The organism is Paenibacillus sp. JCM 18996 (assembly GCF_055392555.1).
The window spans coordinates 941,826-964,236 of sequence record NZ_AP043884.1; the positions used below are offsets into that span (position 1 = coordinate 941,826).

At 46.3% G+C, this 22,411-nt stretch carries 20 protein-coding genes; 15 read left to right on the forward strand and 5 right to left on the reverse strand.

Translation table 11 applies throughout. The features are described 5' to 3' along the window. The first annotated feature begins 51 nt into the window (after positions 1–51). The 5 genes from ACZ5N7_RS04605 (at position 52) to ACZ5N7_RS04625 (ending at position 7,060) form a co-directional block, all read left to right on the forward strand. Positions 52–2,361 carry a helix-turn-helix domain-containing protein gene (locus tag ACZ5N7_RS04605; protein ID WP_464657827.1) on the forward strand — a complete coding sequence of 770 codons (2,310 nt, stop codon included), beginning with the start codon at positions 52–54 and terminating at the stop codon, positions 2,359–2,361. 281 nt (positions 2,362–2,642) lie between these two features. Next, complete coding sequence (locus ACZ5N7_RS04610; protein ID WP_464659143.1) at positions 2,643–3,584, forward strand: ABC transporter permease; 942 nt, start codon at positions 2,643–2,645, stop codon at positions 3,582–3,584. 24 nt (positions 3,585–3,608) lie between these two features. Next, on the forward strand, positions 3,609–4,505 hold the full coding sequence (locus tag ACZ5N7_RS04615; protein WP_464657829.1) for a carbohydrate ABC transporter permease: 897 nt from the start codon (positions 3,609–3,611) through the stop codon (positions 4,503–4,505). Positions 4,506–4,540: 35 nt separating this feature from the next. Next, positions 4,541–6,223, forward strand: coding sequence for an ABC transporter substrate-binding protein (locus ACZ5N7_RS04620; protein ID WP_464657831.1), 1,683 nt, complete (start codon positions 4,541–4,543; stop codon positions 6,221–6,223). 210 nt (positions 6,224–6,433) lie between these two features. Beyond that, the gene (locus ACZ5N7_RS04625) at positions 6,434–7,060 is read left to right on the forward strand and encodes a LysE family transporter (RefSeq protein WP_464657833.1); all 627 of its coding nucleotides are present in this window, start codon (positions 6,434–6,436) and stop codon (positions 7,058–7,060) included. Here ACZ5N7_RS04625 and ACZ5N7_RS04630 read toward each other — a convergent pair. Next, complete coding sequence (locus ACZ5N7_RS04630; RefSeq protein WP_464657835.1) at positions 6,956–8,410, reverse strand: amino acid permease; 1,455 nt, start codon at positions 8,408–8,410, stop codon at positions 6,956–6,958. The genes ACZ5N7_RS04625 and ACZ5N7_RS04630 overlap by 105 nt on opposite strands. Before the next feature lie 153 nt (positions 8,411–8,563). Then, positions 8,564–8,746 (reverse strand): hypothetical protein, encoded by a 183-nt coding sequence (locus ACZ5N7_RS04635; protein WP_464657837.1) that lies wholly within the window; start codon positions 8,744–8,746, stop codon positions 8,564–8,566. A gap of 145 nt (positions 8,747–8,891) precedes the next feature. Here ACZ5N7_RS04635 and ACZ5N7_RS04640 point away from each other — a divergent pair, with 145 nt between their 5' ends. Next, positions 8,892–9,062, forward strand: a complete 171-nt coding sequence (locus ACZ5N7_RS04640; RefSeq protein ID WP_464657839.1) for a hypothetical protein — start codon at positions 8,892–8,894, stop codon at positions 9,060–9,062. Positions 9,063–9,133: 71 nt separating this feature from the next. Here the strand turns inward: ACZ5N7_RS04640 and ACZ5N7_RS04645 are convergent, their stop codons facing one another. After that, complete coding sequence (locus tag ACZ5N7_RS04645; protein ID WP_464657841.1) at positions 9,134–9,349, reverse strand: hypothetical protein; 216 nt, start codon at positions 9,347–9,349, stop codon at positions 9,134–9,136. 384 nt (positions 9,350–9,733) lie between these two features. Here ACZ5N7_RS04645 and ACZ5N7_RS04650 point away from each other — a divergent pair, with 384 nt between their 5' ends. From ACZ5N7_RS04650 to ACZ5N7_RS04660, 3 genes are all read left to right on the forward strand, one after another. Further along, on the forward strand, positions 9,734–9,949 hold the full coding sequence (locus ACZ5N7_RS04650; RefSeq protein ID WP_464657843.1) for a VOC family protein: 216 nt from the start codon (positions 9,734–9,736) through the stop codon (positions 9,947–9,949). A gap of 56 nt (positions 9,950–10,005) precedes the next feature. Beyond that, a complete protein-coding gene (locus ACZ5N7_RS04655; protein ID WP_464657845.1) occupies positions 10,006–12,483 on the forward strand; it encodes a glycosylhydrolase-like jelly roll fold domain-containing protein in 2,478 nt (825 codons plus the stop codon). Between the two features lie 138 nt (positions 12,484–12,621). Beyond that, a complete protein-coding gene (locus tag ACZ5N7_RS04660; RefSeq protein WP_464657847.1) occupies positions 12,622–13,452 on the forward strand; it encodes a protein-glutamine gamma-glutamyltransferase in 831 nt (276 codons plus the stop codon). A gap of 163 nt (positions 13,453–13,615) precedes the next feature. On the opposite strand, the gene ACZ5N7_RS04665 is transcribed toward ACZ5N7_RS04660, so the two are convergent. Both ACZ5N7_RS04665 and ACZ5N7_RS04670 read right to left on the reverse strand, forming a co-directional pair. After that, positions 13,616–14,152, reverse strand: coding sequence for a GNAT family N-acetyltransferase (locus ACZ5N7_RS04665; protein WP_464657849.1), 537 nt, complete (start codon positions 14,150–14,152; stop codon positions 13,616–13,618). 398 nt (positions 14,153–14,550) lie between these two features. Continuing rightward, positions 14,551–15,111: an alanine racemase gene (locus ACZ5N7_RS04670; RefSeq protein ID WP_464657851.1), complete on the reverse strand. Its 561-nt coding sequence runs from the start codon at positions 15,109–15,111 to the stop codon at positions 14,551–14,553. Positions 15,112–15,279: 168 nt separating this feature from the next. Between ACZ5N7_RS04670 and ACZ5N7_RS04675 the strand changes: the two genes are divergently transcribed. From ACZ5N7_RS04675 to ACZ5N7_RS04700, 6 genes are all read left to right on the forward strand, one after another. Then, complete coding sequence (locus tag ACZ5N7_RS04675; protein WP_464657853.1) at positions 15,280–15,903, forward strand: DUF1796 family putative cysteine peptidase; 624 nt, start codon at positions 15,280–15,282, stop codon at positions 15,901–15,903. Positions 15,904–16,077: 174 nt separating this feature from the next. Then, complete coding sequence (locus tag ACZ5N7_RS04680; RefSeq protein WP_464657855.1) at positions 16,078–17,151, forward strand: Gfo/Idh/MocA family protein; 1,074 nt, start codon at positions 16,078–16,080, stop codon at positions 17,149–17,151. Beyond that, positions 17,151–17,987, forward strand: a complete 837-nt coding sequence (locus tag ACZ5N7_RS04685) for a sugar phosphate isomerase/epimerase family protein (protein WP_464657857.1) — start codon at positions 17,151–17,153, stop codon at positions 17,985–17,987. Before ACZ5N7_RS04680 ends, ACZ5N7_RS04685 begins: the two co-directional genes overlap by 1 nt. An 89-nt stretch (positions 17,988–18,076) precedes the next feature. Further along, positions 18,077–18,163, forward strand: coding sequence for an aminoglycoside 6-adenylyltransferase (locus ACZ5N7_RS04690; RefSeq protein WP_464659145.1), 87 nt, complete (start codon positions 18,077–18,079; stop codon positions 18,161–18,163). A gap of 350 nt (positions 18,164–18,513) precedes the next feature. Further along, entirely contained in the window at positions 18,514–20,016 is a 1,503-nt protein-coding gene (locus ACZ5N7_RS04695) for a malate:quinone oxidoreductase (RefSeq protein ID WP_464657859.1), read from the forward strand. An 821-nt stretch (positions 20,017–20,837) separates the two neighbouring features. Next, positions 20,838–22,205 carry an S-layer homology domain-containing protein gene (locus ACZ5N7_RS04700; RefSeq protein ID WP_464657861.1) on the forward strand — a complete coding sequence of 456 codons (1,368 nt, stop codon included), beginning with the start codon at positions 20,838–20,840 and terminating at the stop codon, positions 22,203–22,205. Positions 22,206–22,411: the final 206 nt, after the last annotated feature.

Consider the following 22,411-nt stretch of genomic DNA (forward strand, 5'->3'; position numbering starts at 1 on the left):
CTGAAAAAACTGCTTTACAATGGAGTCAAGCTGAGCGACGGAGGAAACCAAATGTGGATGGTAAAACGGAACAAGGCAGGCCGGCATGGGGTTTTCTTACGTCTTCTGATACCTAACATGTTATTTTTGCTTCTCCCGTTACTGCTCGGTTGGGTGATCTATAATAAAACGCTGCGTGAAATGGAAAGGGAGGTCATCACGGGCAATATGAATCTTTTGCAGCAGAGCAGGGATATCCTGGACCGCAGGCTCTCCGAGATCGCGTCCATTGCCATTCAGCTCGTTAATGATACAAGAATTATGCAGTTCCAGAATATAACGGAGCCTTTTGAAGGCGCTAACACCTACCGCATCCTGGAAACCCGCAAAAGCATTCACAATTTCAGCCTGACGAATAATTTTATTTTCAATTATTTCGTTGTCTACAAGAACAGCAGGCTTGTATTTTCGGAAAGCTCCACTTACACGCTCCCGGATTTCTATGAATATTTCAAATATCTAAGTATGGACAAGCCAACATGGGAACGTTTGTTCATGGGAGAATACAATTATCGGAAGGTGCTGCCGACTCAGGATGTATCGGTGAAAGGAAGCAATTATTCCCTGATGACCTATATTCAATCGCTGGGATTGCCAGGCTCTCCGCAAGGAACGGTCGCCATTACGGTAGACAGCCGGGAAATTCGCAAGCTGCTTGGCGGCCTTGACCTCTCCGGCGGCGGGTGGGCCTATATCTTAAACGAGAACGGCGACATCGTCAGCTCTGTGTCCTCCGATGCTTCCTATGCGGTTGATCGAAGCATTTTAACCGGCAAGCAGGGAAGCATGCTGCAGCAGGTCGGCGGTAAAAAGATGATGATCACGTACACCACCTCCCAATATAACGGCTGGACCTATCTGGTAGCCCAGCCAGCGGATGTCGTGCTCAAAAAAGTTCTGTATATCAAAAAAATCACGTTTACCATGACCTTCGTTTTTTTGTGCTTGGGACTATTCACCGCTTATTTAATTGCTTACCGCAACAGCCGTCCGCTGAAAACCATCATGGAAACGATCTTGGAGCGAACAGGCGGGCGGCAAGAGACGGGTTCGGATGTGTACCGTTTTATCCGGGATACCGTGTCTGAGCTGATCGACAATAATCATGAAATGAAGGAAAAAATGGCGAAGCAGGCCCCTCTGCTGCAGGCAGCCCTTTTTGAACGTCTCTTGAAGGGCGAATATGTATCCCCAAACGAACTCCCTGTGCTTCTTCAGCATGTCGGCATAGAAACGCAAGCCAAATATTACATGGCGGCCATTCTCCAGCTTCGGGGGTACGAAAGTATCTTTAACCGCAGCGCCCTGGAAGAGCTGGATGTCAAACGCGTCATGGTCAAGGAGATACTGCTCGAGGAGACAAACGGCGACGCCCATTGCCATGATGTGGCCGAAGACCAGTTCGCCTTGTTGTTCGCTTTCGGCTCCGATCCGCCCATGCACGATGCGGCCAAGCTGGAAGAAAAGATAAGGCGGCTGAGCGACACGATCCACACCCGCTTGAATATGGCGGCGAGATTCGCTCTAGGCGGTATCTATCAGGACCTGCTCAATGTTTCGCGTTCTTACGAGGAAGCCAAACGGGCTTTGGAATATTTGCTTTGGCGAAACAGGAACGGAATCATGAGGTTTGATGAGCTGCCTAAAGAAACCAATGGATACTATTACCCTTCGGATTTGGAGCACCGGCTGAGCAATATGGCAAAAGCGGGTGAGCAAACCGGCGTGGAATCGCTGCTTCAAGAGCTGCACCGGATTAATTTCGATGAACGGAACCTGTCGGTGACGATGCTGCGGCTCTTTATGAATGAAATGTGGGGGACCATCGTAAAGCTTTTGCCCCAGGTCGGTATGGATGAAGGCGAGGCTCTGGAGCAAATGAAGCCGTTTTCCGGGGATATGGCTTCTTTCGAGGGATTGGACAATAACTTCACATCGCTCGTCGCCACCTACCGTCAGGTGTGCGATTTTGTGAATGAGCATAAGAAAAGCCAGAATACCGAGCTTATGGTAAACATCGTAGAGCTGATGCACGATTCATACGGTGAGCCAGGCCTTTGCCTGGAAGCGGTAGCGGACCGTTTTGCAATATCCAAAGGGTATTTGTCCCAATTTTTCAAAGAGCAGACCGGTGAGAACTTCTCCGATTATCTGGAACACCTGCGCATGAAACGGGCCAAGGAGCTGCTGGCGAATACGGTACTGCCCGTCTACGAAATTGCGGAGCAGGTGGGTTACAGTTCATCCAATACATTTTGCAGGGCGTTTAAACGAATCAATGGGGTCAGCACTACGAAGTTCCGTGATTCAAGCGCAAAATGAAAGCGTATTCTTAATAAATGCACAAGTTGAACACAAATGCACAAAGCGGTTCTGAATGCCTGCACATCGAACCACAAGCTTTCACATTTACATCGCCCGGTAAGTCGCTTATCGTTGGATTAGGCAGACCATCAGCAGGGCCCAAGAAGGCCGCAACCATAATGGGAAGGAGGGGTAAAAATTTTTGTCCGCACCGCAACCAGGTCAATTTTCTATGGAAATCAGCGAAGCAATGAGGAGGTGAGAAATTGGAAGCGCTTAAACAAACGTCGTCCCCGGGAATGCAGGCCAATGCCGCCGCGAAGGCAAAGAGCTTTATACCTTTAAAAAAGATCCAAAAAGTATGGCGTCTCTATGTGCTTATCGCTCTGCCCCTGCTTTACATCATTATCTTCAAATATATGCCGATGTATGGCGCCCAGATCGCTTTTAAGAACTACATAGTGACAAAAGGAATCTGGGGGAGCGAGTGGGTCGGTTTGAAACACTTCGTCAGATTCTTCAACTCTTATGATTTCTGGAGGATCATGAGCAATACCATTGTTCTGAGCGTTTACGGCTTGCTGGCGGGGTTTCCGTTTCCAATCATCCTTGCACTGAGCCTGAATTACGTAAAAAACAAATTTTTCAAGAAATCGGTGCAGATGATCACCTATGCACCTCACTTCATTTCTATTGTAGTTATGGTAGGAATTATCCTCGAAATGCTTGATCCGAGAAACGGAATCGTCAATCATATGTTTCATGCTTTAGGATTGCATCCGGTTAATTTTATGGGCACACCCGAGTATTTCAAGTCTATTTATGTCTGGTCTGGCATATGGCAGAGTGTCGGTTTTGGCTGTATCATCTATCTGGCCGCGCTGTCGAGCATTGATCCTTCGCTTCACGAGGCGGCAGTGGTAGACGGGGCGAACAAGCTGCAGAGGATGTGGCATATCGATATTCCCGGCATTATGCCGATTGCGATTATTATGCTGATTATGAACACCGGCCACATGCTGGATGTCGGGTTTGAAAAAGTTTTGTTAATGCAAAATCCGCTTAATATGCGTACTTCGGAAATCATTGATACTTATGTGTATAAGATCGGTTTGGCGTCCCAGGCCATGAATTATTCTTATTCCTCCGCCATCGGATTGTTTAAATCCATCATCAATCTGATTCTCCTCGTAGCCGTAAATAAGATTGCCCAGAAGACCAAGCAGGCGAGCCTGTGGTAAGCGGGGAACGGAAAGGGGATCCTTATGGAAGATTCGATTGTAAAAGAATCAAGGGCCGACCGGATATTTACTGTTATTAATTATTTGATTTTATCCCTGTTCCTTGTTACGATCCTATACCCGCTTATTTATATTATAAGCTCTTCGGTCAGCAATTCGGAGGCGGTCATTTCAGGCAAAGTCTGGCTCTGGCCCATAGATCCGACAATGGAAGGCTATAAAGCGGTATTCAAGCACAAGCTGATCTGGAGCGGGTTTGCGAACTCATTCTATTATACGGTTGTCGGCACGCTGATTAACGTGGTAATGACGGTTCTCGCGGCGTACCCCTTGTCCAGAAAAGATTTTTACGGCAAAAATGTGTTTATGTTTCTGTTCGTTTTCACAATGATGTTTTCCGGCGGTTTGATTCCCACATACCTTGTGGTCAAGGACCTGGGACTGCTGAACACCACTTGGTCCATGATTTTGCCGGGCGCACTGGGGATATGGAATATGATCATCACAAGAACCTACTTCCAAACCACCATTCCCGATGAACTTCTTGAAGCGTCCCAAATCGACGGCTGCACCGACTTTCAGTTTATATGGAAAATTGTCATTCCTTTGTCGGGTCCGATTATAGCCGTAATCACGCTGTTTTATGCCGTGGGACACTGGAATTCCTACTTTAACGCGCTGCTGTATTTGAAAAAGCAGAATTTGTATCCGCTGCAGCTGGTGCTAAGGGACATTCTGGTGCAGAATGAAGTGGATTTGAGCATGATGATGGACGTAGCGGAACAGGCGAAAAGGGAAGGGCTCAGGGAGCTGCTGAAATATTCCTTGATTGTCGTGGCCAGCGTACCGCTTCTGGCGGTTTACCCGTTCGTGCAGAAATATTTTGTAAAAGGGATCATGATCGGTTCTTTGAAAGGATAGCCGCGCCTCGCCAACTAACAAAGGAGGGTTTTATATTGAAAAAAACAGTGACCGTTATCTCGTTGTTCGTTCTATGTCTCAGTTTGGCATTAGGCGGATGTTCGGGAAAAGAGGAAACCGGCGGCGGCAGCACAGGGGACAAGGGAAAATCATCGGTTACTCTCAATCCTCCCGGGCAGCTTCCGATCACGAAGGAAAAATCGACGCTGAAGATCCTGGTAAAAGGAAGCGCGAGCGTTGAAGATTTTGCCACAAACGATTTTACAAAATGGCTGGAGGAAAAGACGAACGTGCACATCGAATGGGAAGTGGCACCGGAAAAGTCGGCTAACGAAAAGCTGAATCTGGTGCTGTCGAGCGGCGACTACCCTGACGTGATCATGGGCTTCGGCGTGTCGCCGACGCAGATGATGATCTACGGGAACCAGGGAGTATTTCTTCCTTTAAATGATTTGATTGACAAGCATGGCGTAGAAATTCAAAAAATGTTCAAAGCGAAGTCGTTTTATAAAGATTTGATCACCGCACCCGACGGTAATATTTACGCGCTGCCGCAGGTGAACGAATGCTATCATTGCATGTACCAGCAGAGGATGTGGATTTACAAGCCATGGCTTGATAAGCTGGGATTGAAGATGCCCACGACGACAGATGAGTTTTACGAGGTTTTGAAAGCGTTTAAAACCAAGGATCCGAACGGAAACGGAAAGGCGGATGAAATTCCGCTCTCAGGCTCGATCCAAGCGTCAAGCAGCCATTTATTCACCACCCAGATGATCGACTCCTTTTTGATGAACTCGTTTATTTACGACCACGGAGACAAGAAGCTGTACCTGGAAAACGGAAAAGTGACGGTGCCTTACAATAAGCCGGAGTGGAAGGAAGGCTTGAAGTATTTGCGCAAGCTGTATGCCGAAGGCCTGATAGATCCGCAAGCTTTGACCCAGGACAATAACCAGTTAAAAAAGCTGGGCGAGAACCCGGATATAGCCATTCTTGGAGCTTCATCCGGGCATAATATGGGCTCGCTCACCCAGTTGGGCGCAAAAAGCGGCAGATGGAAGGAGTATGTGGCAGTGCCTCCGTTAAAAGGGCCAAGCGGCTTTCAAGTAGCCGCCTATCATCCCTACGTAGTGGGCAACGGACAATATATCATCACCAAGAACGCCAAAAATCCGGAACTCGCTTTCCGCCTCGCGGACTTCCTGTATAATTCTCCTGACACCACCTTGCACTGGTACGCAGGCACGGAAGGCAAAGAATGGCGCTATGCGGAGAAGGGAGAAACCGGCATCAATGGCAAGCCGGCCATATGGAAGCAGCTCACTCCCTGGGGAGGGGTGCAGAATTTCAACTGGGGGCAGACAGGGCCGAACTACCGCTCGGACGATTTCCGTCTGGGTGAAGCAGTAAATCCCGAGCAGCCTTTGGAAGTCATTCTATACAACGAAACCAAACAAAAAATGGAACCGAACCAAATGCCGATCGACAAGGTCCTGCCGCCTGTATTCTTTACCGCCGACCAAGCTTCGGAAATAGCGGACCTGGAGAAAACGATACTTGACCACGTAAAAGAAATGATGGCCCGGTTCGTCACTGGCGACTCGGATATCGACAAAAACTGGGATTCTTATGTGAAAAATCTCGACAATATGAACCTGAAGCGCTATTTGGAAGTGTATCAGCAGGCTTACGACGCGAAGAACAAGAAAAAATAGCTTATGGATAAAGCACCTCTTGCAAGGAAGCCTATTAGGCTGCTTGAAGAGGTGCTTTTCGTTCATACCCAAAAAAAGTTTCTTGCGTGCAAGGCATGCATTCATTGCAGGACAAGAAGATGGGCCTGCCTGGCGGTGTCATAGTTTCTTCGGGCTGTGCATAAATATGTACGAGCCTGATGCAAACATAAACGACCAGGGGGATATGCAATGAGCATATTTATCAGCTATCTTTTCTTGGGATTATCGTTGTCAGCGCCGATAGGGCCGATCAATGCCGCCCAATTGGACAGGGGCATCAAAAACGGCTTTTTGCAAGCTTGGCTGGTAGGCGTCGGAGCGATGACCGCGGATGCGTTGTATATGTTTTTAGTGTATATGGGCGTTATCCACTTCCTTAATTCCCCTTTTATGAAAACGTTTCTTTGGCTGTTCGGGTGCTTCATATTAATTTACACGGGGCTGGAGAGTTTGCGGGGAGCGGGAAAAATTCAGGCCACACGTCATAAAAGCGACGAGTCTCCAGCCAAATCGTTTCTTTCCGGTTTTCTCATGTCGCTGTCCAGCCCTTTGACCGTTCTTTTTTGGCTTGGCATCTACGGTTCCGTGCTGGCGGAGACCGCAGCTACTTACCATCAGCATGAGCTGGTTTTATACAGCTTCGCCATCATACTGGGGATCTTGTTATGGGATGTGACGATGGCTTGTATAGCGAGCAGCTTCCGGAACTTGCTAACCGGCCGAATCCTTGGATTTATCTCCGTACTTTCGGGGTTGTCTCTGATCGGGTTCGGTCTCTACTTCGGAGTGGAAGCGTTCAAAGCGCTGTTTCTTTAGTTCGCCCCCGTTTCCGGCCCCGCTGCGTTTTTTCCATACAAAGCGCATCAAGAGGGTGACCAAAGCAATGATGACGATAAACAACAGGCTGATGAAAAATCCGGGGCGGCTCGTTGCGTGAAAAACGGTTCCGCTCACCGCGAGCAGCAAAAGAACGACGCCGGTATAGCGTTTCAACTGCCCCAAAAACGAGAGCTCCAGCAACCGGCCCGACGTGATCAGGATAAACAGCCAGTTGTACAGGAGCATCAGCCCGGCCGCAGTTGTAAAATATTCATAGATGTGGCCCGGCATCATAAGCGACAAAAGAACGGAGACTATCAGCCCTCCGGTGGTAAGACCCAAAGCGGTGAGCGGCGTTTTACCTTTTCGCTTTTTGGTGAAGAGGGAAGGGGCGTCATGATCTTCAGCCAAGGTGACCAGCATGCCCGTTACCGCGAACAAGGAAGCGACCATCGTCGAGAATCCCGCAATAATCAGGACGGCGTTGAACACATGCGGTACAAATGGCAGCGGGTAGCTGTCCAGTGCCACGACAAAAGGGCTCTTTTTGGAGTGGAAAGACGTCCATGAGACCATCGTGATGGCCAAAATGAGCGAAAGCACATAGATAAACGCGAGAAGGGAGAGCATGATTTTGCCCGATTTCGGCGCATCCTGCGGCTTACGCAGGCGCATCGCCATGAGGCCCATAATTTCTATGCCGCCAAACGCGTAGAACGCATAGATCAGGGAAGACCAAAGCCCCATCACCCCATTAGGCAAAAAGGTCTCGATCGTTCGCGGAAAACTCGGCGAACTCGCCGACTGTCCGTCGATAAGTCCTAAAAGCGCCGCCGCCGCAATGATAAGAAACATGAGAATGGCCGCTATTTTGATCACGGCGAATAAGTTCTCCAGACGTTCGAAACCTGCCGTTCCTGTTAAAATCACTGCAATCCCTAAAATCCCGTATGACGCCGCAAAAATCCACAAAGGCACATTCGGCAGCCAAAAACGCGAAAAGATAGAGAGCGCCGTCAATTGACTGCCCATAATTAATAATTCAGAGCACCAATATACCCAGCCGCTGCTGAACCCCGCCCATTGGCCATAGGCTTTTTTGGCGTAAGAGCGGAAAGACCCCTCGAGCGGCTCAGCTGACGTCATTCTTGCCAAGGCGTCAAATACGGTATACGTTCCGAGAGCCGCCAGCAAAAAGGCGATCAGAACGGAAGGCCCCCCGATTTTGATCGCGATGCTGGATCCAAGAAAATATCCGGTGCCGATCGTGCAGGCTACCCCGAGCAAAGACAGCTGCCACCACTGCAGCCGCGCTTTTTCATGCTCATTTCTTTTTGCGTTATCCATGATTCTCCTTTTTCTCGCATGAAGACGTAAATGGCAAACCATATTTTGCCCAGAGGGGAGCGGGGATGAGCAATGCATTAACAGAAAAAAACGAGCCGCCCTGCCATCAGGTAAACGGCTCACTTTACGCAAGGACGTGGCAAGATCCCGCGTTCAGCGGCTTTTGTCCTTATTGACGGTGTTATTCTTGTCATCTGTTTGATCGGGCATAAAAACTTGGTCCAGCTTATCTTCTTCATCGATGATGTCAAAATCCTCTGCAATACCAGGCGGTCTGTTGTTGAAAATACGGTTGTCCTGCTGTTCTTCTTGATCAAGGCTGCCTTGTCCACTCAATGGTTACACCTCCAGTTGAAGGTTATTTTATACTTATGGAATTTGATTTATTCAGCTGCGGCATCCATCGTTAAAGGAATTGTTGTAATAATGAGTTGGATTTGGAGAGATACTTTGTAGTGCATAATGAGGGGGGTGAACCATAATGGCAGGCAAAGAGCAGAATGTCGTTTCTCACGGACTGAATGCGGCCCTGGCTAACGCGGAAGGCGAGCAGGAGCAGCAGCAAGTAAAGCAGCTGGCATCCAAATTAAACAGTGAAGCCGGCGCCGCTGGCCAGCAGTCGGAAACAACCACTGAAGGCAATCTGGAATAATAGGAAAAACGGTTAAAAGCTGCCCCTAAATGTGTCAAGGGCAGCTTTTTATAAGGAAATGAACTTTTGGCTCATTTTTCTTTTTTCGTTTCTTCCTGGTTCTCGGGATCGGTCACAGGTTCGCCATAAGTAGTTAGTATATGGTGCAGATCAACTTCCGCTGCGATCTGCGCTTCTTTTGCGGCCGCTGTCTTGCCCCTCTCGGATTGCTCTATGACCCCGCTGCCCTTGGCCCCGTGAATGTTTGCCGCTTTATTATCGTTCAGTTCTCTGTTTTCCGCTGTCAATTTCAACACTCCTTTTTGGTTTTCATATGTGTTATTTTGTTTTCTTAACCATATAAAGAAGCTCTTAAACATGACAGCGGCTGGTAAGCCACGATTGTTCTTGAATGGTGAGTCTCTGTTCCTCTTTCATTTTCCGTATTTGCTCAAGCCGGGCAAGAGCTTGTGTTCGGATATCGATCAAATTATCGGAAGTGATAAAACTATATGTTTGACCGGAAGTTAGCAGGAAAATATTAGATTGCGTCGAATAAGAACAAAATACGAACATCGAGCCTGAGCAGGTGTTGCTGCCGATCGAGGCGTGAGCGAGAGCGTAAAATCAAACAACCAGAATAACAAGCACTGAGTTGCTATTTGTACAACTAATATGAGGAGGCGTTTTGCATGGAAAAGAAAGCATTGTTAAAGCGCATTGAATGCGCTTACGTTCCGGTGACGGACGTTGCCGCATCGGTCGCTTGGTATGAACGGGTGCCCGTTTTGAAGCTGCGTTCGCCGGTGGAGCCGGGACGCGGCGCGATTATGATCATGGACAGCGGCCAATGGCTGTTCCTGTTGCCGAGTCGCGGCGGAGATACGGAATCCATGAGTGTAAACTAATCCAGGGAGGCAGATGGACTTGAGCACATCTATTCAAAAGTTGGGCGAATGAGACAATGGATGCAAATATGACGGCAAGAACATTGGAACAACAATTTCTGACCCCCTCGGATGAGTTCACTCCAATTCCTTTTTGGTTCTGGAACGATGCTTTGACCAAGGAAGAGCTGTTAAGGCAAATCCGGGATTTTGAGCAAAAAGGGGTCAAAGGCTTCGTGATTCATCCAAGATTGGGGATCCCCAGGAGCATTGCTTATTTGTCAGATGAGTACATGTCTCTCGTTGAAGCAGCGGTGAAAGAAGCTTCCGAACGGGGCATGACCGTCATTCTTTACGATGAAGCGATGTACCCTTCAGGGTCGGCTAAAGGGCTTGTGGTGGAAGGAAATCCCGAATATGCAAGCCGGGGATTGAAGATGGCCGAGTTCGGAAGCGGGGAAAGGATCGCTCTGTCTGCGATCCTGGAATCAGACGATGTCCTCGTTTCGGCTCAGGCCGTAAAAAAGCTAGCCGACCGTACCATAGATACGAAAGCCACCGTTATTCTGGAAGCGAAGGATAATGAGATCTATTTTGAGTGTGCTGATGTAGAGGATTGGTCTGTTCTTTTATTTATTGAAGCTTACTCCGGCGGAACGATCAGAGGGATTCATTTCGGAGAAGACGACGGAGAACCGGATGCCCCGGCGTCTGCGGATTTGTTGAACCCGATGGCTACTCGTAAATTTATTCAGATAACGTATGAGCGATATTATGAATGGGTAGGCAAGTACTTCGGAAATACCATCACCGCTATGTTTACCGACGAGCCGGATATCCTGGGCCGCGGACATAGGAAAGGTCTGCAACCATGGACTTCAGCTTTCCTTGAGGCATATATCGAGGAAGGCAGCAAAGAGTCGGATTTGCCGCTGCTGTGGCTTGAAGGTGAGGACTTCTCCAGAATACGCAGAACTTATCGTAAAGCTGTGCAAAAACGCTTGATCTCCTCCTACTATAAGCCGCTTAGTGAATGGTGCGAGCTCCATGGCATTGCATTGACAGGCCACCCGGCGGGAAGTGAAGACATTGGGCTGTTGGAACTTTTTCACATTCCCGGGCAGGATGTGGTCTGGCGATGGGTAGCGCCGGAAGATGGAAAAGCATTGGAAGGACAACACAGCACAGCGGCCAAATGCTCTTCTGATTCAGCACGGCATAGAAAAAGACGTAGAAATTTAAATGAGGTATTTGGTGTTTGCGGCAAAGGCGGAGGTTGGAATTTAAGCGCCGGGGATATCAAGTGGTATATGGACTGGCTGTTTGTGCGAGGTGTCAATTTGCTGAGCCCTCATGCCTTCTATTATTCCATTGACGGATCGCGCCGAGTGAACGAACGTCCGCCCGATGTTGGTCCTAACAACATATGGTGGCCTCATTACAACCTTTTTGCCGAATATGTGAAAAGAATGAGCTGGCTCATGACAGACAACCGAAATGTCACCTCCATTGGAGTTTTGTGCAGAGAGGACTGGCTGCCTTGGCGAATCGTTAAGCCTTTGTATGAGAATCAGAGAGAATTCAACTATTTGGAAGAACGCCTTCTGATCTCATCCTGCATTTTTGAAGGTGGAACCGTAAGAATCGCTGAGAATATTTATACTATACTGTTGGTCGAAGACGGGAACCAGTTGGAAGAACAAACCGTGCAAGCCCTGTCCAAGTTCAGAGCAGCCGGCGGGATCGTAATCAGCCTTCATTCTGAAGGACTGGATGACCATCTGCAATTTACATATGAGATTTCGGATGTGAACGGACTCATTCCGATACTCAACAGACATCTGCCTCAAGACATAACCTTGCAACCGGCTTCCGTCCATATCCGTGTGAGCCATGTAGTGAAGGGAGGAAGCCATTTTTTTGTACTGGTTAACGAAGGTGAGCAGCGCTATGAAGGAACAATCACTCTTTGTGAGACGGGCCGCGCTGAAAAATGGGATGCTTGGGAGGGAGAAATACTTAACGCCGAAGTGCAATCAACGGACGAGCGAGGCATGCATATTTCACTGTGTCTGGAGAGAAGGCAGAGCATAATTTACCGTATCAATACTGCCGAGGACCTGTCACCCCGAATCAATCAAGCCGCCCCGACAGTGCGAAGTATTCGGTCCCTCACCGATGGGTGGCGTGTGAAGGCGCCTCCTGAATTCCCAGTTATGCCGCAACGACTCGGCTCTTGGTCTTCACGGAAGGAATTTGAGTTTAAATCGGGAACCGTTCAGTACCACACTACATTTGAAGTCGACCAAGTGAAGCAGCATGCCCGCATTTTGCTTGATTTGGGAGAAGTGCATGAAATCGCAGAAGTATGGGTGAACGGTCAAAAAGCCGGAGTGCGAATGTGGCAGCCTTATACCCTTGATATCGGAGCTTATTTAAAGACAGGGAGAAATGAACTCGTCATCGCAGTTACAAACAGTCTTGCCAACTCCATTGACCACGATGCGCTGCCTTCTGGACTGATCGGACCGGTTGTTGTGACTGCACTTATTTAGATTCACTTAACCCGGTCAAATCCCAGGTTTGCTCCCGCTTTCTGATAAAACCCGTTTATTCTATCCTTGCAACACCCAACAAGCCCTAACCTCATATTATGCCGTAGACTGACAATTTGGCGTAAAGGACAGGGTACTATGATTTTGATTGCCGGTGATGATCAGCCCGTTGCAGTTTCCACATGGCCGCAGCTTGCGAAGAGCATATATGAGCAGAAACGGAAAAGTCCGGTTGCATACCAATACCAATCGGTTTCACATTTGCAATTTGAAATGCTGCTTCGGGTGAAGCTGGTAGAGGCCGCCGCGGCGTTAAACCGGAGCGGGGCCAAGTTTACGACTTTTGCCAAATCCCGGTGCAACGCCAGGTTCTGGCATTTGAAAAGTGACGGAGGCTTCTCACTTAAGCTGGCGGTGACTGCAGCTGAGGGGATCAGGGATATTTTTGTGAACGGGTATAAATACGCCTTTGAATGTTCAACGGCGATAGTCATTGTTCTCTATAAAGCTGTATTGGATTCCATAGAGGAGCATGAATTTAACCGGCTCTTCGCCGATTTGCTTCTGTACGACTGGCACTATGATGATGATCTGCGGCTCATTCAGGAACAGGGGAGTGCTGGCGCTTATTCCGGCGATATTTTATATTTCAAGAATCCCGATGTCAATCCGGAGACCCCCGAATGGCAGGGCGAGAACGTGGTCAAAATGGGCAAAGATTTGTACTACGGCCACGGGATCGGGATTCAGTCCGCGCAGGGAATGATAGCCAAGCTCAACAGGCACAGAAAACCGGGAAGCCATACACCGGCCTATTTGACGGATCTTGTGATTTATCCGGATTTCCTGTATTTATCCCAGTTTGCTCCGGGAGGAACCCGTGTGAATCAGTCTGCACTGGAAAGGTTCGGTTCGCGAGAAGAAGCCATCCTGACAAGAATAGGCGGCCAAAGGTTTATCAGCAACTAAAGAGGATCCGAATGAAGGAAGGGAGGCACTCTGGGAGTGTCTCTTTTTATTGTTACAGAGGGAGTTTAAGTTCTAAAGGATTAACGTGAAATGAAACTTTCCACACCAAGAAAAACTACCTTTAAGTCGCTGTGGCTCATCCAAATATTGTAACTCAGTTCAGTTACTGTCTCCATTCGAGCGCCTTGTCAGGGTCTGCGACAAGTTTGCCATAATACTTTTTTGCCTTGAAATTATGAATATCTTCACAGATCTTTTCCATATTTTCCAGCACTATAGATTGCGGCATTCCGGACGGTGACCAGTACAGAATATGCATTTTATACGGATTGTTTTCTTTATCTACACGGGTGTATTCAATAAGTTCCGCTTTTTTAAAACCGTTTTTAGAATAAAATGCAAGTCTTTTATGTGAATCAGGATTATCCGAGGATCGGGGTTCTGCCTCTAATAGGATTAACTTGTCTTTCTCCTTTAATTTGTCGAGTACTTTAGTACCAATCCCTTTTCCTCTTGAGTTGGATGTAACAAGTAAATAATCGATAAAAATGAATGTTTGAAATTCGGCATATAGTAAAATATAGTTGTCTGTTTCCTCTTTGTGATACACTTCGTTTTCTTCAATCAATTCTTTTAGCTGCTGCGGGTTTTTCATTTCATGTTCCGGAAAATAATCGTTTAATCTCTCGTACCATTCCATAATTTTGTCTGATGCCTCCTCTAAAAGAATGTTTAAAAAAAATCGTGGCTGTCCGAACTTTCCATTTAATAAATAACATGTTTCCGGTTGACGAATTTTATTCAGGCTTGGAATAGGAGGGTAATTATGACGGAACTTAAACCAAAAGTAAACAACCCGGATTTGGCGTTGCGGCAGCATTCCTTCGCAGGAATGGTGTAGAGGTATAGGGGCAGCGATGAGACGGAGGGCCTCGAAGCCCGGTTGCAAGAGGAACGCGCTGTCTTGGAAGGCTCAGAATCAAAGCATGAAGCTCCGAAATTAGGTCTGTGGCATAATCCTCAGCAATTAACCCGCGCTTACCGAGTTTAAAAGCTGCACGGTACGGCTCATCGTCTCCTTTTTCCCAGAACGTACTGTCATTCCAGCATGCCTCGAGCGGCAACTTCAATTTCCCGATAAGATCCATTTTCCAACAGATACACCCGGTTGTGGAGATTCAAGGTGCTGCAAATATGATTTGGTATAACATGGATAAGGTCACCGATTTTTAAGGTATCTCTATTGTCGATGCGGATCATTCCGTGCTCTCCATAATCAACTCCCGTGCGTTTGAGTCCGATATCCACTTCCAATCGCACTCTCAATGTCCGGTTAAATCTGAACGCCAGTTCCTCCAGCCTTTGGGCCCCGGTTTCGCTGTCGACTCCGACGGTAAGAATGTCGTCAATTCCATGTACAGCCATAACTTCGGCTTCCGAGATTTTGGCCACGGTGATGCCCGATGCCCCATCAGCGATTTGATTCCGTGCAAATTCGGGGATTTTGTGAGTTTTGGCATGAGGTCTGAGGTTGACTCCCAGCTCTGCCACAGCTTGGGCCATGAGGGCTATGTTGGCTTTCATTTTGGCAGCATCGATCACCAGGCAGGGCGTTTGCAATTGGTTGAAGGAACGTTCGGCGTCTGGCGTTTGCCTCATTGGCGGTCGTTCTTTCTTTACTGCCGATTTGATAAGGAAGTATCTTCCAAAATAGTAACATAAACACAGTTGGATTTACACAAAAGTTTCAACGATATGAGTCCAACCATATCATGACATAAGTACATATATTGGCATCAAATGAAATCTCAGCAACGGGGGATGCTCGTGAAATGGAATGATTGCATTGGCAGCTATAAGGCGTACATTAGCCTGGGGTCAACGTGCCAAACAGCTCACCAGCTGCAAAGGCTTGGTTTGCGGCAGTCTGCAGGCCCGCTGGATTGGTTTGTGTCTGAATCAGTACCCCATTTAACCCAATTGATTCGAAACCGCTTTAACGGTTTTATGGAATTCAAACAACTCCAGCTTTTTGACAAAACGCTGGATTCTTTTGTCGTTTGGGATAGTGTCAATGATATTATTTCTTTTCACGATTTTCCTTTGAGCCAAACGGCAGACCGATGGTGGGAGCCTTATCCCGAGTTCAAAGAAAAGCTCAACCGCAGAGTAAAACGTTTTTTTATAACAGTAAAGAGGTCACCTGTGCTGTTTGTCAGAACGCAAACTTCGATGAACGAAGCGCAAGAGCTGCAAGCAGCTTTAAAGACGATAATCACAGGTGATTTTCGGCTGTTGATCGTGAATGAACATTTGGACGGCTCGAAAGAAGCAATGCACGAGGACTGGGGCTTAGATGGAATTTGCTCTGTCATGGTACCGCCGGGAGACGATTGGAGGGGATCAAGCCAGGCCTGGGATGGGATCATGAACGGTTTCAAGCTGAAATAATTGAGTTTCAACAGTAAGAACTGGTCACATCGTGTACCAATGGGCAGGAAAGCGTAACAGTCCTCACGAATACTTAGATGTGTGGCAATGAGCAATGATTGGCGTTCTCTTGTCATTGGTCTGGGTATGTTTATGTAGTTCAACCACTCTACTAACTATTGAAGGGTGAAAAGAATGAGGTCGGAACAAAGTAAGTTAAAAGTTGGAGTACTGGGATGCGGAGTCATTTCCCAAGCAGCTCATTTAGAAGCTTGCACTAGAGCAGGCAATGTGGAGCTGTATGCCATTTGTGATGTAGCTCATGATTTGGTGGAAAAAATGAATAGCAAATACAATCCAAAGGCTGCATATTACGATTACGATACGATGCTGGCAGACCCGGAAGTGGAAGCTGTCGTGATTGGTATTGCAGATCAGTTTCATGTTCCAATGGCCAAAAAAGCGCTTTTGGCCGGCAAGCATGTACTCGTGGAAAAGCCGCTTGGTGTAACCATAGAGGAGTGCGAGGAATTGGAAGAAATCGTCCGCAGTGCGAACTTGATTGTTCAGGTGGGCAACATGAAGCGTTTCGATCCCGGCATCGAGTATGCGCGAAAATTTATTCAAGAAGAAATGGGCGAGATGCTTGCGCTGAAAGCCTGGTACTGCGATTCAACGTACCGGTACGTAATGACTGAGAATGTGATGCCTATTATGGTTACCAGCGAAGCAGCCAAAAAACCTGAAGGCAACCCCAAACTTGATAGACAGCGTTATTTCATGATGACCCATGGCAGTCATCTTGTTGATACGGCCAGATACTTGGGTGGAGAAATCGAAAGTGTATATGCCTGGCATACCGAAAAGTTCGGTGCACACAATTGGCTTTGTACAATCGAATATGTGAATGGCACAGTAGGTCAGCTTGATCTTACGGTAGCTGTACGCATGGATTGGCATGAGGGTTTTCAGGTCTATGGGGAGCATGGGAGCGTAATCGCTAAAACCTACAATCCATGGATATTTAAGTCGAGTGATGTGGAGGTCTTTTCTGTGAAGGATGGACTGTACCGTAAACCACTTGGCGCGGACGCACATTTCTATAAACTGCAGCTAGCAGGCTTCGCCGACACGATTCTGAACGGAGCACCTATGTTGGGGGCTACAGTCTTTGATGGCGTACAGAATATGAGGGCTATGGTGGCGATAGCAAGGTCAGCGGAAATCGGCGGGAAAGTAAAACTATCCGACGTTTCTGGATCTGTGTAATGGAATTAGGAATTTTCGCGAAAACTTTTGGTCGGAACACTGTTGAAGAAGTGCTGGACGCAATCAAAGAACATGGCCTGTGTTCGATTCAATTTAATATGTCCTGCGCAGGACTGCCATCGATGCCGGATGAGATTGATTCTGAGCTTGCAAGCTCGATCGGAAAAGCTTGCCGGATGCGGAACATTGAAATGTGCGCCGTTTCCGGTACGTTTAATATGGCGCATCCGGATGAAAAAAATCGTAGGCAAGGGATTGAACGACTCCGAGTGCTGGCACAAGCGAGCAATAGCCTTGGTACATCGGTTATTACGCTTTGTACAGGTACCAGGAATACCGAAAACATGTGGCGGCGGCATCCCGATAACCGCAGTGGCGAAGCCTGGTATGACTTGATGAATACGATGGCTGCTGCGGTTGCGGTCGCCGAAGAATATAAGGTTGATCTTGGAATCGAGCCTGAATTAGCCAATGTCGTATACGATGCAAAAACAGCAAAAAAACTGCTGAATGAAATAAGCTCATCGAACGTGAAAATTGTGATGGATGCGGCTAATCTGTATAATCCCGGGCAAAAAAAACCGTTAAATGACGTGCTGAGCGAGAGTTTTGATCTGCTGGGAGAACATATAGTAATTGCACATGCCAAAGATATTATTATTGACAGAGAATCTGAGTTTGCAGCTGCCGGTCAAGGCATAGTTGATTATAGGCATTATTTGCAGCTGCTTTCAGACGTTAAATTTGATGGCGCTTTAATATTGCACGGTTTGCTTGAGGACCAGGTAGAAGGAAGCCTATCCTTCATCCGAGCTTTGTTACCTTCCGACGCATAGGGTGGTAGAACAGATTGATGCCTTTCAAATGGCAGCCGTAGATGCTAAAAACATGGGAGGTGCATTTTAGTAGGGCTTCATTAGATGAAATGGTTTCATGGTGGATTGGAACAAAACACGACTTCCAGGGATCGACGGGAAAAATGGGGAAGTATTACAAAAAATACTCTGCCTGAACCCTATTGGGAACTGTAAAAAGTAAGGTGACAAGAACATTATCCCATTAAAAGTCGCGTAATTTGCGGCTTTTTGCTTTCTGGGATAATGGTTAATCAGGGCAAATAAAGCGGATACACTAGTTTAATAGCAGGGATGAATTGGTATTTAGAGCAATTATTCAAACTTGTGTACGGATTTATAACTTTTTTACCACCTTTAAATAGTTTATAATTATCAGAGAATAGTAGATTTTTTAATCTATAAATAAGTATAATACACTATGATGGTTAATTGAGACAGAAAAGGTGTGTGACTAGGTCGCGCCTACCGTCTTTTCTGCAAACTTTAGGGTATAAGGATGGTAAAAATGAGCAACAGAGAGACTATAACAGACGTTATCTTAATTGGTGCCGGAGCCATGAGCGCGACTTTGGGATCATTATTGAAAGAGTTAGCACCGCAATGGGAAATCAAAGTGTTTGAAAAGCTCGCAAACGCAGGAGAAGAAAGCTCTAACGAATGGAATAATGCGGGAACAGGGCATGCTGCACTGTGTGAGCTTAACTATACATCCGAAAAATCTGACGGATCAATAGATATTAGCAAAGCGATAAAAATTAATGAACAGTTTCAGCTTTCAAGACAGTTTTGGTCTTATCTTGTAAACAGCAAGCTGGTAAGTAATCCGCAGGACTTTATCATGCCAATACCACATATGAGTTTAGTACTAGGGGAAAAAAATGTAACGTTTTTGAAAAAACGTTTTGAAGCTTTGTCAAACAACCCCCTGTTTAAAGGGATGGAATTTTCTGATGACCCCGATAAACTGATGGAATGGATTCCGCTCATAATGGAAGGCCGTACATCGAATGAACCAATAGCGGCAACAAAAATTGACACTGGAACGGATGTCAACTTCGGCGCTTTAACACGCATGTTGTTTGATCACTTACAGAGTAAAAACGTCGATATAAACTACAAGCATAGTGTTAAGGATATCAAACGTACCAGCGACGGCTCGTGGGAAGTGAAAGTACAAAATATCGACAGCGGTAAAATAGAATACCATACGGCAAAATTCGTCTTTATCGGCGGTGGAGGCGGTAGCCTGCCTTTACTACAAAAAACCGGTATTGCCGAGTCAAAGCATATTGGTGGATTCCCGGTAAGCGGACTATTTTTGGTATGTAACAATCCGGAGGTTGTAGCGCAGCATCACGCAAAAGTATACGGTAAAGCTAAGGTAGGTGCTCCTCCAATGTCTGTGCCGCACCTTGATACAAGATATATCGATAACAAAAAATCATTACTGTTTGGACCGTTTGCCGGATTCTCACCAAAGTTTTTAAAAACAGGTTCAAATTTTGATTTGATAGGTTCCGTAAAACCGAGTAATGTCTTCACTATGTTGGCGGCAGGGATAAAAGAGATAGCGTTGACAAAATACCTGATCCAGCAAGTTATGTTATCGAATGAAAAGCGCATGGAAGAATTGCGAGAGTTTATCCCAAAGGCCAAAATCGAGGATTGGGATATAGTGGCAGCGGGGCAACGTGTGCAAGTTATTAAAGACACTGAGACCGGCGGTAAAGGAACACTGCAATTTGGTACGGAAGTTGTTAGTGCTTCTGATGGCTCGATAGCTGCATTGCTAGGTGCTTCTCCGGGTGCTTCTACTGCCGTTCACGTCATGCTTGAAGTAATAGAAAGATGCTTCCCTCAACATATGAAAGAGTGGCAACCGAAAATAAAAGAAATGATTCCTTCTTATGGTGTATCACTCGCGGAAAACCCGGAGCTTCTTCAAGAAATTCACACTTCAACAGCGCAGACGCTTGGTCTAAGCCAAAAAGAACCGGTCTATAGTTAATTCTTTGGATGTGTAGAACATAGAACCTTTGATCTATCTTAGGATTGAAGGTTCTTTTTTCAAAAATTCGCAGTGGACGGTATCCTCTCGAAAGCCAAAAAACTCCATGATTTGCGTTCGATGGCAAGTGATGGAGCGACCTGTCCAATCGTATTGTGCGTACAGCTCCCAATTTCGCTTCACATGATCCGCTCCACGAAAAGTTCCTAAAATGGTCAGAATCGGAATTATTCTATTTTTTCGAGAATGTTCTTAAATTTTTGGTATGCCAAGGAGGTACTTAGAATGAGTAGAAAAGTTGATTTGCAAGAAGAAAAGCTGATTATTACCTTAACAGGTATAACCAGCTTGGCAGCATTAAAACGAGATTTAGAAATTCCTTATACAGCAATAAAAAAGGTGTGATGACCACATCTAGTATAATTTTATTTTTCTTACTGTCTTAACGGAATTTATTGTGGAAAAGAAGTTTTAAAAAGCAGAGTAATTAATATCAAAGGTAAATTTCAATGGAAAGCCTTTGATCTTCCATCAATGCCATATGTTTTGTGGGTTGCAAATGTTCTCTCAGAAGAATAGATGAAGCGAAAAGCGATGCTGATGAAATGGGGTAAAAATGTTTGGGAGACTTGGGGCATTATCATGAATAGACGAGAGTGATGTGTGAGGGTTACTTAAGACAATATTAGTGGATACGATAGCTGAATTACAGTTGCTCTCCGGCAACTTGATGCCTACTAAAACTAACAAACTACAAATGACGCTAAACAAATATCTTATTACTCACTTGAAACATACATTACCGGTAGGAGTGAGAGATATTGAGAAATTACAAAAGATTTATGTCAACAGCACTATTATCCGCCTGTCTGTTCAGCAATCTAAATATCTCAGCGTCATCCGCGCAGAGTCTGTGTTTTAAAGACGTCGCTCAGGATCATTGGGCTCGTTCTGCGATTGAATGGGCTTCCGACAATCAGACCGTCGACGGTTATCCAGACGGGACGTTCAAGCCGGACCAGCCGGTTGGACAAAAAGAATTTCTTGCCATGCTGATTCGCACCTACAAGCCGACGGAATTTACTACGGAAGGAAATCAATGGACGGATTGGGGAGCGCCTTATATCAATTATGCCGGCGGCATGGGCTGGTATGGAGCACTTATGAGTCCTACTACATCTGATATAACGAAAACACGCATGTATATTGCGAAGTTGATCACCAATGCAAGCGGAAGAAATTATAACTTCCAAGATTCAATTCAGTTCCTTCTCGATACGAATATATCCGAAGGAAAAACGGATAAAAGCATTGACGGTTATCAAATGCAGGATTCTTTGACAAGAGCGGAAGCCGTAACCTTCATCAAAAATTTGAACACGAAGCTGGATATGTTATATAGGACTCCTTTGAAAGAAACGAAATATGATCCGTCGACGGCTGCGTTAAGTCCGGCAGAGAATTGGACATTAGAGGTAAATCAGCCGCCTGGAGACGGCATGATTAAATTCAGCAGCGTAACTTTGGATAATCCGAAGCAAGGATATGAGAAGGTGACTGAAACCAAGTATCGTATTTCAGGTAAGGTACAGAACCGAGTTGGCGACAAATTGGAGATCAATGTAGGCTGGAAAAATCCGAGCGGAGGGATCGTTGACAGCACAAAGCATTATGTGAACCTTAACGAGGATGGGACCTTTTCAACGGAAATAAACTTAGGCTCCGATAAAGGGGAGAAGTCGGTCAATGGTCTATACCGGGTTTCGATCTATTCTCCAGCCGATATTCATCACAAAGAGGGCATGGTCAACATTTGCATGTTTTATTTGGATTATTACAACAACAATCCGATTGACGTTGTACAGCAGTACTATTTTCTCGCGTCAAAAGGCGATTATAAGGCAGCTTGGAATCTGATCCATCCTTCAGTAGCCAAGGTGGAGGAGCTTACGGGCAACCATGCGAAAGAAAAGTTCAATTCGATGCAAACACCACCTAAGCTGGCAACAGCGACGGAGGAAGCCCACTTAGACGAATATAAATTTTACAGTACGCAAGGACTTATGAAAGATGTAGCTGTTGTGAATATTGAGCTAAGCGGAGGATTGAAGAAAACAATCCATCTGGCCAAGGATGATCAAGGATATTGGCGTCTATTTTGGGATGTTTACACTCACGATCTCGATTAACCGTGGTATGAACTGCCTCAACTAATGGAGACGATAACGCAAAGAGATCGCCGCTGAACATTATTATTGTACAAAAGTGTCGGAGGACAAGAACATATATTGATTAAGCACCGCGTAGCACGCGGTTTTTTTGTTTTATGGATACAAGTTCTTGTCACAAGCGCAGGACAAGAACTTGTATCCATAGCCGAAATGGACATGAACAT